We start from the raw sequence: 11555 nt of genomic DNA on the forward strand, positions 1-11555 counted from the left end.
TCAAATTCTATGATTTTGGTGGTTTCAATCCAGAAGGGGTGTGAATTTTCCGGTTTTTGAAATCGCCACTTTATAGGCCGGGCGCTCTCGTATTGTGTTTAGAAATTCAGCAATATGCGGAAATCTATTTTCAAATCCGACACGCACCTCAGCGACTTCCAGACAGTAGCCCATGACAATGTCGGCCGCTGTAAACTGGTCGCCTGCCAACCAGGTCTGTTTCTCCAGCGTTTGCTCAATATATCCCAAAATGCGAAAAAGGCGGGGCTCGATGAAGGAAGATTTCACTTGCCCGGCGATCATTTTGGCAATCGGGCGGATGAAAAAGGGCACGCCAGTGACGATCCGTTTGAAAATGAGCAAATCGATAAGAAGAGGTGTAAGCGTCCCTTGTGCGGAATGTATCCAGAAAAGGTAGTCTGCCCGACCCGTGGCGTTGGCGTCAGGACGAAGGCTGCTTTCCGGGTATTTGTCCAGAATATAGTCGATGATGGCATTTGTTTCTGCTAGCACGAGATCACCGTCCGAAATGGTAGGAGAGGTGCCAAGCGGGTGCAATTTTTTATAACCTTCTGGCGCAAGATCGTGGGGGCCGGAACGTTTGTAGGTTTTCAGATGATACTCAACGCCCAATTCTTCAAGAAGCCAGACGACCCGAATGGATTGGGAATTTTCCAAGTGATGTACAGACAGCATTTGGGATCCTTTGCTGATCGGTTATAATTTTTTCAGAATGGTATAAAGGGTTTGCAAATCGTTTTGGTCTAACCCGGTCGAGTGGGTCAGTAGAGACTTATCCGCATCTCTATGCGCTTTCCGGCCATTTTGTGTAATGGATACATAAACGGTTCTCTGATCCGTCAGGCAGCGTTCTTTAGAGATTAAGCCGTTTTCACTGAGTTTATTCAGCGTACGTGACACATTCGCGTTTTCATCAAACATGGCGGCCTTTAACTGGTTGACAGTCAGTTGGCCGGTCGAGGATTTGTCCAGGGTATGCAGAATATTCAACTGCAATAGTGATAGGCGCATTGGTGCGATCAGGCGTTCAAGGCTTGCCTTTTGTTCATGAGCAATGCAACCGATCAAGGTCAGCACCTTTTGTTCCAGCGCCATTTCTGACTCAATTACCAATGACTTGTTCGCCATATCTCTCTCCAATGAGAGGACAGCAAGATGGCTGTCCATCCCTCTTGCACAATTATATATCATGAAATTTAATTCCATGATATATAATTACTGAAGCCCATGGTTCGGCTATCGGCTCCTATCGATAAACAAAAATAATATGTCCTCTTGTCAGAGATTAAATAAGGAAAAAACCGTGATCAAAATTCATCATTTAAATGACTCGCGTTCTCAGCGGATACTTTGGCTTCTAGAGGAAATGGGCGTCGATTATGAAGTTGTCCCGTATATGAGGGATCTTGAAACCCGTCTGGCACCAGAAACATTAAAAGCTGTGCATCCGTTAGGGAAATCACCGCTTATGGAAGATGGTGATTTACTGCTTCATGAATCCGGTGCAATTACTGAATATCTTATTCGCCGCTATGGAAAGGGTGCGTTCGAGCCGGCACAGGATAGTGCTGATTACCCTCATTATGTAGAATGGCTTCATTATGCAGAAGGCTCGGCCATGTTGCCGTTGTTACTGCGCCTATATACAAGCCGTCTTGGAGACGCCGCCGCACCGTTAAACCCTCGCATCGACAGTGAAACGATGAACCATTTTGGTTTCATCAACAAACATTTACAGGGGCGGGAGTTCTTTGTCGGAAATAGCCTTACCGGTGCCGATATTATGATGTCCTTTCCATTGGAAGCTGCGAATGCACGCGGTGCTGCAGCGGCCTTTCCTGCCATTGCTGACTTCGTTGCAAGAATCCAATCCCGTCCGGCCTATCTGAAGGCATTGGAAAAAGGGGGTGAATACTCCTTTGCACCAAAAACCGACTAATTTTTTTCAGGTGTTGCCTGTGCTAAGCAACACCTGTTTCATTATTGGTGGAATTAAACAGTAAGAGGGTGAAATGAGAGATCTGACGGGTATACCGGCACAGGATCTGGAGAGTGGCTGGATTACTTCTAATACGTATTTGGATTATGAAAGCCCCTCTGTGCAGGCATTTGTAGAAAAAGCGCTAAAGGGGCGAGAAAACGCCTCTGAGACAGAAAAGGCGATTATCCTGTTTAATGCGGTTCGTGACGATTTACGATATGACCCGTATCAGATGACGTTCGACGCCCCGACATATAAGGCGAGTTATATTGCACAGCAGCCAGCGGTGTATTGTGTCCCCAAGGCCATTTTGTTAGCGGCGGCGCTGCGCTCAATTGGCATACCGGCGGCTGTCGGGTTTGCAGATGTGCAAAATCACCTCAACACACCAAAATTGGCCGAACTGATGGAAACGGATCTATTTTCCTATCATGGGTTTGTCGCGTTGAAGCTGAACGGCAAAGTTTATAAAGTCACACCGACCTTTAATAAGGAGCTTTGTGATCGCTTTGGTGTTCAGCCGATTGAATTTGACGGTCAATCCGATGCGCTGTTTCATGAATTTGATGCTGAAAAACGGCAGCACATGGAATATGTGAAGGACCGGGGCATATTTGAAGAGCCGCCAATTGAAGACATATTAGGCGATCTAGCCGAGCTTTACCCCAAACTGAAACATAAAACGGCAAGCGGGGCACATGAAGCAAATGACCCGGGCTTTTCTGCCTGATTGTAGTTTACGCCGTGTGCCGTGTGCGCATTGTAAAATGCAGCGCCATTCCAAATAGAAGGGCCCAAAAGGGGCTCCCAATTCCCAGTAGCGTTACACCTGAGGCCGTCATGGCAAAGGTCAGAATGGCAGCTTCTCTTTCCTGTTCTTTATCCATTGCTGTTTTAAGGCTGTTGGCAATGGTCCCCAGCAGCGCCAAGCCAGCGATACTCATGACAAGCTCTTTTGGGAAAATCGTAAAGAGACTTGCGACAGTTCCCCCGAAAAGTCCGAGCAGTATGTAAAATAGGCCAGCCCAGATGGCGGCACGATAGCGTTTTGAAGGGTCAGGGTCGACCACATGCCCCATACAGATCGATGCTGTAATGGCAGCAAGGTTGAAGGCAAAACCACCAAACGGGGCTAGAACAAGGCCTGTAATTCCGGTCCATGTGATCAAGGGGGAGGCCGGGGTCTTATATCCATGGGCTCTTAAGACGGCAAGCCCGGGCACATTTTGCGAGGCCATCGTGACCATAAACAGCGGAATGCCAATACCGATTAGCGTTGTTATGTTGAACTGGGGAAAGACAAAGACAGGTGTTGTCAGTCGCATCGGCGCAGGAAAGGGCGCCATCAAACCAAAAGCAAAAGCATATAAAATCCCCACGAGAAAGGTTAGCGGGATTACGTATCTTGGTAAAAACAGTTTTCCAAAGACATAGGCGCACAGCATCAAAAAAACCAAAGTGAATTGGCTTTGCATGGCGACAAAGGTATCCAGACCAAATCTAAGCAATACTCCGCCCAGCATGGCGGAGGCGAGGGACTGAGGGACGAATTGCATGATCTTTTCAAACCAGCCCGTGATCCCGCAAAGAGTGATCAAGACAGAACAGAAAAGAAAAGCCCCAATGGCCTCAGCCATAGGAATACCAGGAAGACTTGTTACCAGCAGTGCGGCCCCTGGTGTGGACCATGCGGTTATGATTGGGGCTTTAAACCAAAGCGATAATAGAATGCAGTTTAAACCCAGCCCGATGCCTAATGCCCACATCCATGAGCCAATTTCTTCAGGTGATGCGCCGCCGGCAGCCGCTGCCTGAAACACTATCGCCGCTGCGCTACTATAGCCCACCAGTATGGAAACAAACCCTGCAGAAATATGAGGTAGCGAGAAATATTTCAGCATTTTGGATCCTTTGTGTAAATCAGATTGGACAGATGGGCTGGACCTGCGGTTGCGTTGTGCGTTATAACGTCCAAGACACTCTATAACATCCGTGCGTTATAGCGCACAAGTGTTTTTGTGAATAAGTGGATGGTGCGGGACTCTGGGAAATAAAGTGATAAATCCAACTGAACATATTGCGAAAAATGTAAAATGGTTTCGCCAGCAGAAAAAGTGGAGTTTAAGCCAGGCTGCTGTCAAAACGGGTGTGAGCAAGGCAATGCTGGGTCAAATCGAGCGGGGAGAGTCCAGTCCAACCATTGCAACGATATGGAAGATTGTGAAGGGATTTGATCTGTCGCTCTCGTCTTTGCTGGAACCGGTACCCGCCTCTATCGGGGAGGCGGGAACTGTTATTCGGGATGCAAATGATCTGCGTCGGCAGATCGCCGACGATACGATGTTGGTGGCGCCACTTTTTCCCTATGATCCAACCCTACGGTTTGAGTATTTTGAACTCACATTCCCAGCAGGGTATGAGCGATTGTCAGAGCCTCATAAGGCAGGGGTTGTCGAAATTCTGACCGTCATTAGCGGCGCGCTGGAAGTTTTGTCGGAAAATGTCTGGCATCTTGTTACGGCAGGACAGTCCATTCGTTTGCATGGCGATCAACCGCATGGATACCGAAACAGTTCGGCGAACGAGGCTGTGGTCCTAACCGTTATTAATGATCCTGGCGATCCGTGATTTCAGGGCTTCATTCTTTCATAGGATGGCACATCGGCATCCAGATGATGAAAGGGTTGCTTATCGATCGTAAAGATTGCCATATCTGGTTTATCGAAAAGTGACATATCGTCCAATGTGCCAGCCTTTAAAACGATTGCGCCCGGTCGAAATTCTGATTTTGTACAAATATGTGTCCCGCAGTTGCCGCAAAACTCGCGTGTTCTGGGTTTTTCCAGATCTGAACGGGTGAAAGTTTTAGGTTTTCCTTTTGTGTATTGGAAAGTGCTGTCCGACATAACAAGAAAGGCGTTTGGGTGGCCGCCTGAAAAATACTGGCATTCCCGGCAATGGCAGTTTCCTTTCATAATCGGTTCGCTTTCAATGCAATACGTCAATTCCCCGCAATAACATCGTCCTGTGATTGTCATGCTATTCTCCCTTGCCTGTTGAGCGGAAATGCTATCACCATTTGAGAGGCGGCATCCAATAAAAACTGTTATCCCAGATTGCTTTCGGCCTGCCACCGCCCGGAATTTACCTCTTCAGCTATCAGGGATAACAGGAGATCTGTCATGGCCTCTACCAGTCGGGTTGCAGGTCTGTCTTTTAACTGTCCAATGAACAGCCGCCGATTGACAAGGGGGCCCTCTATCGGGCGGGCATGCAATTCACCTGATTTTAGATAGTCCGAGACAAAGACATGCGGCGCAAGCGTACATCCCAGTCCGGCAAGTAAACCGGTCGTTATCCCATTTACCGAATTCAGGTGGATGGGGACTTGTGCCTCCAGTCGGTTCAGGATGCCAGGTCGGTCAACAACCGCCCGAACAGAGACACCTTGACGGAGCAATAGAATGGGGAATTTCACAAGGTCATCAAAGGTGAGAACACTATCAGACGCCCCAATAATCGAGTGTTTGCCAACGCATAACACTTCTTCGGCCAGGATTTGACGGGACGACACGCGGTCATCTTTTTGAGGATTGTAAAACAGCGCTATATCGACTTCCGACGAAAGAAGGTTCGTGAAGGTGCCGCCTGAGAGGCTTTCCACAATCGACAGGCGCACGTCTGGATAGTCCCGCAGAACAGCCTTCATAAAAGGAAGTCCGACGGCCTTCATGACAGTGAAAGGTAATCCAATTGCAATTTCGCCAGCAATTGCATCAGACTGGCCGCGTATATCCTGTTCGGCCGACTTTACTGCCTTCAGGATCATTTTTGCATGATCGTACAGCTTTATCCCGGCGGCAGTTGGTTCCATGCCTCTTGGTTTCCGGGTGAACAGTGTAACGCCCAGATTTTCTTCAAGATTGGCCAGATGATGGCTGATCGCGGACTGTGCGACATTGCAATGGCTAGCAGCCCTTGAAAGATTTTTCTGCTCAAAAATTGCGATATAATAGGTAAGTTGGCGAATGTTCATCTGATATCTAAAAATTAGAACGTATTGTTCAAAAGATTATATTTTTAAGAAGGCGTATCTGGCAATAGGCTATTTGAAATAAATTTCCTTATTCACGTAGAGTTTTCTTATGACGTCATCCCTTCCTCTTGCCGGCATTCGTGTCGTCGAAATGAGCCATATGGTTATGGGACCCGCATGCGGTATGATCCTTGTCCAGCTTGGGGCTGAGGTTATCAAAGTTGAGCCCGCTAAAGGGGACAAAACACGTGACTTGAGGGGCATGGGGACTTCCTTTTTTCCTTTGTTCAACAGAGGAAAGAAAAGTGTTGTTCTGGACCTGAATACTGAAAAAGACCAAGCGACTTTTCAGGCGCTTCTTGGGACCGCCGATGTGTTTTTGGAGAATTTCAAAGACGGCTTGCTGGCAAAGCAGGGACTGGATCCTGAGCATCTTCAAGAAAAATTCCCCGAACTCATTATCGCCGGGCACAAAGGGTTCCTGTCAGGACCCTATGAACATCGGCCCGCGCTGGACGAAGTGGTTCAGATGATGTCCGGGCTCGCCATGATGACAGGTTCCAGAGAGCGGCCATTAAGGGTTGGCTCGTCAGCGAACGATATCATGGGTGGCATGTTTGGTGTGATCGGTATCCTTTCCGCTTTATGGGAGCGGGAAAAAACGGGTAAGGGTAAGAATATTCGTATCGGGTTGTTTGAAAACTGCCTGTTCATGGTTGCCCAGCATATGGTGCAGTTTGATATGACCGGTGTACCTTCAACGCCGATGCCGCAAAGAACCCATGCGTGGCCGGTCTATGATATTTTCACAACGGCCGATGATCAGAAAATTTTCATCGGTGTTGTCACAGACGGACATTGGCAGACATTTTGTGAAAGTTACGACCTTCAGGAATTACTGGAAGACGAGCGGCTGAAAACAGCGACGGATCGAATTGAGGCACGAGCCTGGACTATTCCGATTGTGGCAAAGAAGATCGCCACGATAAACGCAGAAGATCTCGTCTTAAAACTGGATCAGCTGAGTATTCCTTTTGCCAAGATAAACAGTCCGGAAGACCTGTTTAATGATCCGCATGTTTTGCGAGAAGGCGGCCTTGTTTCTTCTATCAATTCAGACGGAAACGCTTTCAGAAGTCCTGCTTTGCCCATTGAAATGGATGGCAGTGGAATTGGAGAAGGGTTGGATGTCCCGGTTTTAGGCGCGGACACAGATGCCATACTGGCAGAATTGGAAGCATTGAAATGACCGATGTTCTTGAAGTTTACCCGGAAAACCGCATCAGCCTTCGTGAGGTAGGTCTTCGTGACGGCCTTCAGATGGTAAAAACCTTTCCGGACAGTGCAGCCAAGAAACGCTGGATTGAACTGGAGTTTCAGGCGGGGGTTCGTCATTTCGAAGTTGGCTCATTTTTGCCTGCCAACAAATATCCCATGTTTGCAGATGTCCTGTCTGTCATTGATACGATCAATCGACTGGATGGGGCGCATGGTGCCGCTCTTGCCCTTAACAAGCGCGGCACCATTGATGCGCTTGCAAGTGGTGTCGGTGAAATTGGATGCGTCGTTTCAGCGACTGAAGAGCATAATCTTGCCAATACAAGGCGGACCCGGGCCGAAACTCTTTCTGAAGTCGAGAACTTGTGCCGGATGCGGGACCAGTCGGACCATAAACCCCTGGTCAATGTCGGGATTGCGATGTCTTTCGGATGTTCGATCGCCGGTTCGGTGGACCCAAAAGAAACGCTCCGAATTGCAGAGAAATGTTATGAAGTGGGGGCTGACCTTGTTAGTCTGGCGGATACCGTCGGATATGCCGGACCAAAACAGATCGCAGCGCTAACCGCCGATTTGAACCGAATTTCAAATGGGCGTCCTTTCGGGGTGCATTTGCATGATACGCGAGGCATGGGCATCGCCAATGCCTCTGCGGCCCTTGATAATGGTGTCTGGCTGCTGGACGGTGCGATGGGGGGACTGGGTGGTTGTCCGTTTGCCCCGAATGCCACTGGAAATGTGGTTTTTGAAGATCTTGTCTTTTTGTGTGAAAGTAGTGGTTTTGCGACCGGGATTGATATCGAAGCCCTGCGTGAAGTCAGAAAAATTATTGTAGAAGAAATGCCAACAGAACCTCTTTATGGGGCAGTGGCGAAAGCAGGCCTGCCAAAATCCTGGCCGGCTTGATAATAGTATCGAATTTTTTAGGGAGAGAAACGATGAAAAAAATACTCGGGTTAACAGCAGGTATTCTGGCTGTTGCCGCTTCATTTGGTAACGTGACACAAGCAACTGCAGCAACCGAGATGCGTTGCAGCCATCAGTTGCCACCAGCCCATCATATTGCCAAGGTCATTGACCGTTGGGCAGCAGAAATTGAAACCCTGTCAGCAGGCGAAATCGACGTTCAGGTTTTCGGTGCCAACAGTTTGACTGGCGCAAAACAAAACGCAACGGCTGTTGCCAAAGGTGATATCGATTGTGCTTTCTCAATTAATCCTCAGTGGGGCAAAACGCTTCCATTGATGAATGTGACGCTTGGCCCATTTGCGGTTTCCAGTCTGGATGCCCTGAAAAAATGGGATGGTTCTGAAGCCGCTGGTTTCCTTGAAGAAAAGCTGCTGACGAAAGGTGTTAAGAACGTTACCTGGCTGTTTACAACACGCAGCACAGCCATCACGTCCAGTGGCAAAAGTCTGATCAAGCCGGCTGATTTTGAAGGCGTGAAAATTCGGGGACTGGGTCCGGTTCCGGATGCTGGATTTGTTGCAATGGGCGCCGCGCCATCTGCGATGTCTGGCAGTAAAGTCTATCAGGCGCTTTCAACTGGCGTTATCGATGCCGGTCTGACCGATGTTTCTGCTGCAGTTTCGCGGAAATATTTTGAAGTTCAGGATCACGTCACCGTGTTGCCTTTGTTCAGCATCTATTTCCATGGCTATGTAAATCCAAAATGGTATGACGGCCTGTCTGCCAAAGGAAAAGCTGCTGTTGATGAAGCCGGCAAGAAAGCCGCTTTCTGGGCGATTGAAGCCTCTGAAGTGTCTGCTGCAAAAGCACCGGGTCAGCTGAAAGAAAAAGGCATGAAGGTTCATATCGCGACAGACGAAGATATCGCAGCTTTGAAAGCCAAAATGTCTCCAGCCTTTGACAAAGCGTTCGGCGACGCTTCTGGTGAGGACGGCAAAAAGCTGCTTGAGCTTATCAATAAACTATAATCTGATCACTTTTCATGAAAATGTCAGATGAAATTGAAGAAGGGGAGGAAAACTCCCCTTCTTTTCACGGCAGGGCTTTAGGTTTTCTTGCAAAGCTAGCGGCGGTGCTGAGCGCCGTCCTTATTGTTTTTACCCTTGCAATCACCGGCTATAGCGTAGTGCAACGGTATGTGTTTGGAACACCCCTTACCTGGACAGACGAATTGTCGGGTTTTCTGGTTGTTGCGATTGTTATGTTGGGGGCCGCCGAGACCTTGCGAAGGGGCGAGCATATCAGCGTTGATTTATTGTCTTCAAAGGCCCGGGGTATTTCTGCAAAAATCCTCGGTTTGTGGGGATATGCGTCTACCGCGTTTGTTGCAGGCGTCTTGTTGCTCAGCGGCTGGGCCGCAGTCGAGTTTTCCTGGAGTATTGGCGTGTATTCGGATGGTTATCTTGAGGCTCCTTTATGGATACCGCAGTCTTTTCTATTGATTGGGGGCGGCCTGTTGATGCTTCTCGCGATTTCCCGTGCGATTGATTTACTTCTTGGAAAGAGGCGGAAATAATGGCGACGTTTTTTATTCTCTGCCTTCTGATTGTTCTTTTATTGACCGGGATGCCGATTTTTGCAGGCCTTGGTCTGGCCTCAGTGGCCATTATGCTGGTGACCGAAGGCAGCATTTCCAGTGTCGCAGATACGGTTTTTGCCAAACTGGATAACGGTTTGCTGACCGCAATCCCCATGTTTGCATTCATGGCCCATGTGATGATCAAATCCAAAGTGGTGGATGATCTTTATGAAGCGGCAAACGCGATGGTGGGGCATTTTAAAGGGGGATTGGGTGTTGCGACCGTTCTTTCCTGTACAATTTTCGCGGCGATATCAGGATCATCCGTCGCGACGGCTTTAACGATCGGGTCAAGTGCCATTCCGCAAATGCAGCGCTTTGGATATCGGCCAAGGGATGCCTATGGCGTTATTGCTGCTGGTGGAACCTTGGGTATTCTTATACCACCGTCGGGTCCTCTTATTCTGTATGCAATTGTGACTGAAACGTCAATTGGTGCCCTGTTTTTAGCCGGCTTCATCCCGGGTATTTTGATGGCGCTGATCTTTGCCTTTCATTGTATTTCACAAGCCTATTTCCAAAAGGAACGTAAAGATAGTAGCTGGATTGGCTGGAAAAATTGTGGTTCTGCGCTGAAGCGTTCAATCTGGTCGTTGTTAATGCCACCGCTGGTCCTGGGGGGCATATATTCAGGGATATTTACCGCGTCGGAAGCGGCTTCAATTGGCTGTATTTATGCGCTTCTTGTTGGTGCGTTTGTCTATCGGAATTTCGGTTTTAAAGAGCTGGGTGAAACGGCGTATGAAACGGTTCGTACAACCGCGATGCTGTTTATGATTTTGGCAGCAGCAGCCATGTTTGGGCATGCCGTAACAATTATTCGTCTGCCAATTGAGCTTATGGAAAGCGTGACCGCCCTCGGATTGTCTCCGCTTAGTTTTATTCTGGTGGTAATGCTGGTGATCTTTGTGTTGGGTATGTTTCTCGAGACTATTTCCATCATTCTGATTACAACACCGATCATTTTACCGGCCCTTATTCAGTTGGATATTAATCTGATCTGGTACGGCATTTTGTTGATGATCAATCTGGAGCTTGCCTTGATTACCCCGCCGGTTGGCATGAACCTGTTTGTTATCAAAGGCATTGCCAATGCCCCCCTGGCCGAAGTCATACGGGGGTCTTTGCCGTATGTTCTGTTGATGCTGCTGGGGCTGTTCCTTGTAATGATGATACCCGGGCTGGCATTGTGGCTTCCTGAAATCGCAGGGTTTGGCCGCTAGGCATCATTGATTTTTTGTTTCCGTCGGGCCGGGCAAATTTTTATGTCTGTTGTCCGGCGGGCAAAAAATGCAAGACGAAATTGTTTCTCTGGCTTATGGTTTTTGCGAAGGAGCCTAAATGACCACAGAAACACTCGATACACTTCTTACTCAAATTCAGGCGTGCCGTCTGTGTCATTCTGTTTTACCAGAGGGCCCGCGGCCCGTGGTTCAGGCCTCCGCTTCGGCACCTATTCTTGTTGTTGGTCAGGCGCCCGGGCGCCGCGTACATGAAACCGGTATCCCGTTTAATGACCCGAGTGGGGATCGGCTGCGTCAATGGATGGGCATAGAGCGGGACCAATTTTACGACGATACGAAAATCAACATCGTTCCCATGGGGTTCTGTTTTCCAGGAACGGGTAAATCAGGAGATCTTCCCCCGCGGCCTGAATGCGCAGAGGCATGGCGTTCGCGCCTGATGGAAAA

14 protein-coding genes are annotated in these 11555 nt (G+C 48.6%); 9 read left to right on the forward strand and 5 right to left on the reverse strand.

What is annotated here, in order from left to right; all coding sequences use genetic code 11:
* Positions 1 to 24: 24 nt before the first annotated feature.
* Positions 25 to 696 carry a glutathione S-transferase family protein gene (locus ACJAYR_RS13760; protein WP_415237142.1) on the reverse strand — a complete coding sequence of 224 codons (672 nt, stop codon included), beginning with the start codon at positions 694 to 696 and terminating at the stop codon, positions 25 to 27.
* 21 nt (positions 697 to 717) lie between these two features.
* Positions 718 to 1212, reverse strand: a complete 495-nt coding sequence (locus ACJAYR_RS13765) for a MarR family winged helix-turn-helix transcriptional regulator (protein WP_415237143.1) — start codon at positions 1210 to 1212, stop codon at positions 718 to 720.
* 112 nt (positions 1213 to 1324) lie between these two features.
* Between ACJAYR_RS13765 and ACJAYR_RS13770 the strand changes: the two genes are divergently transcribed.
* Complete coding sequence (locus ACJAYR_RS13770) at positions 1325 to 1960, forward strand: glutathione S-transferase family protein (RefSeq protein ID WP_415237144.1); 636 nt, start codon at positions 1325 to 1327, stop codon at positions 1958 to 1960.
* A 73-nt stretch (positions 1961 to 2033) separates the two neighbouring features.
* Positions 2034 to 2732 carry a transglutaminase-like domain-containing protein gene (locus ACJAYR_RS13775; RefSeq protein ID WP_415237145.1) on the forward strand — a complete coding sequence of 233 codons (699 nt, stop codon included), beginning with the start codon at positions 2034 to 2036 and terminating at the stop codon, positions 2730 to 2732.
* 7 nt (positions 2733 to 2739) lie between these two features.
* Here the strand turns inward: ACJAYR_RS13775 and ACJAYR_RS13780 are convergent, their stop codons facing one another.
* A complete protein-coding gene (locus tag ACJAYR_RS13780) occupies positions 2740 to 3903 on the reverse strand; it encodes a benzoate/H(+) symporter BenE family transporter (protein ID WP_415237146.1) in 1164 nt (387 codons plus the stop codon).
* 154 nt (positions 3904 to 4057) lie between these two features.
* Between ACJAYR_RS13780 and ACJAYR_RS13785 the strand changes: the two genes are divergently transcribed.
* Positions 4058 to 4630 carry a helix-turn-helix domain-containing protein gene (locus tag ACJAYR_RS13785; RefSeq protein ID WP_415237147.1) on the forward strand — a complete coding sequence of 191 codons (573 nt, stop codon included), beginning with the start codon at positions 4058 to 4060 and terminating at the stop codon, positions 4628 to 4630.
* Positions 4631 to 4632: 2 nt separating this feature from the next.
* On the opposite strand, the gene ACJAYR_RS13790 is transcribed toward ACJAYR_RS13785, so the two are convergent.
* Both ACJAYR_RS13790 and ACJAYR_RS13795 read right to left on the reverse strand, forming a co-directional pair.
* Positions 4633 to 5040 (reverse strand): GFA family protein, encoded by a 408-nt coding sequence (locus ACJAYR_RS13790; protein WP_415237148.1) that lies wholly within the window; start codon positions 5038 to 5040, stop codon positions 4633 to 4635.
* A 68-nt stretch (positions 5041 to 5108) separates the two neighbouring features.
* Positions 5109 to 6038, reverse strand: a complete 930-nt coding sequence (locus ACJAYR_RS13795) for a LysR family transcriptional regulator (RefSeq protein ID WP_415237149.1) — start codon at positions 6036 to 6038, stop codon at positions 5109 to 5111.
* A gap of 109 nt (positions 6039 to 6147) precedes the next feature.
* Between ACJAYR_RS13795 and ACJAYR_RS13800 the strand changes: the two genes are divergently transcribed.
* From ACJAYR_RS13800 to ACJAYR_RS13825, 6 genes are all read left to right on the forward strand, one after another.
* The gene (locus ACJAYR_RS13800) at positions 6148 to 7287 is read left to right on the forward strand and encodes a CaiB/BaiF CoA transferase family protein (protein WP_415237150.1); all 1140 of its coding nucleotides are present in this window, start codon (positions 6148 to 6150) and stop codon (positions 7285 to 7287) included.
* A complete protein-coding gene (locus tag ACJAYR_RS13805; RefSeq protein ID WP_415237151.1) occupies positions 7284 to 8222 on the forward strand; it encodes a hydroxymethylglutaryl-CoA lyase in 939 nt (312 codons plus the stop codon). The genes ACJAYR_RS13800 and ACJAYR_RS13805 overlap by 4 nt, the downstream gene beginning before the upstream one ends.
* A 32-nt stretch (positions 8223 to 8254) precedes the next feature.
* Complete coding sequence (dctP, locus tag ACJAYR_RS13810; protein ID WP_415237152.1) at positions 8255 to 9253, forward strand: TRAP transporter substrate-binding protein DctP; 999 nt, start codon at positions 8255 to 8257, stop codon at positions 9251 to 9253.
* A 20-nt stretch (positions 9254 to 9273) separates the two neighbouring features.
* Positions 9274 to 9801 (forward strand): TRAP transporter small permease, encoded by a 528-nt coding sequence (locus ACJAYR_RS13815; RefSeq protein ID WP_415237153.1) that lies wholly within the window; start codon positions 9274 to 9276, stop codon positions 9799 to 9801.
* Positions 9801 to 11087 (forward strand): TRAP transporter large permease, encoded by a 1287-nt coding sequence (locus ACJAYR_RS13820; RefSeq protein WP_415237154.1) that lies wholly within the window; start codon positions 9801 to 9803, stop codon positions 11085 to 11087. The genes ACJAYR_RS13815 and ACJAYR_RS13820 overlap by 1 nt, the downstream gene beginning before the upstream one ends.
* A 118-nt stretch (positions 11088 to 11205) precedes the next feature.
* The coding region (locus tag ACJAYR_RS13825) for a uracil-DNA glycosylase family protein (protein WP_415237155.1) at positions 11206 to 11555 on the forward strand (350 nt) is incomplete at its 3' end.

The sequence above is a fragment of the Sneathiella sp. genome (genome assembly GCF_047631475.1).
Lineage (GTDB): Bacteria > Pseudomonadota > Alphaproteobacteria > Sneathiellales > Sneathiellaceae > Sneathiella.

What these genes read in the sequence shown, in the direction of transcription:
- ACJAYR_RS13815 (WP_415237153.1), top strand. Translation starts at nt 9,274, where the DNA reads ATGTCAGATGAAATTGAAGAAGGGGAGGAAAACTCCCCTTCTTTTCAC.
- ACJAYR_RS13760 (WP_415237142.1), bottom strand. Translation starts at nt 696, where the DNA reads ATGCTGTCTGTACATCACTTGGAAAATTCCCAATCCATTCGGGTCGTC.
- dctP (WP_415237152.1), top strand. Translation starts at nt 8,255, where the DNA reads ATGAAAAAAATACTCGGGTTAACAGCAGGTATTCTGGCTGTTGCCGCT.
- ACJAYR_RS13805 (WP_415237151.1), top strand. Translation starts at nt 7,284, where the DNA reads ATGACCGATGTTCTTGAAGTTTACCCGGAAAACCGCATCAGCCTTCGT.
- ACJAYR_RS13820 (WP_415237154.1), top strand. Translation starts at nt 9,801, where the DNA reads ATGGCGACGTTTTTTATTCTCTGCCTTCTGATTGTTCTTTTATTGACC.
- ACJAYR_RS13775 (WP_415237145.1), top strand. Translation starts at nt 2,034, where the DNA reads ATGAGAGATCTGACGGGTATACCGGCACAGGATCTGGAGAGTGGCTGG.
- ACJAYR_RS13780 (WP_415237146.1), bottom strand. Translation starts at nt 3,903, where the DNA reads ATGCTGAAATATTTCTCGCTACCTCATATTTCTGCAGGGTTTGTTTCC.
- ACJAYR_RS13790 (WP_415237148.1), bottom strand. Translation starts at nt 5,040, where the DNA reads ATGACAATCACAGGACGATGTTATTGCGGGGAATTGACGTATTGCATT.
- ACJAYR_RS13795 (WP_415237149.1), bottom strand. Translation starts at nt 6,038, where the DNA reads ATGAACATTCGCCAACTTACCTATTATATCGCAATTTTTGAGCAGAAA.
- ACJAYR_RS13765 (WP_415237143.1), bottom strand. Translation starts at nt 1,212, where the DNA reads ATGATATATAATTGTGCAAGAGGGATGGACAGCCATCTTGCTGTCCTC.
- ACJAYR_RS13800 (WP_415237150.1), top strand. Translation starts at nt 6,148, where the DNA reads ATGACGTCATCCCTTCCTCTTGCCGGCATTCGTGTCGTCGAAATGAGC.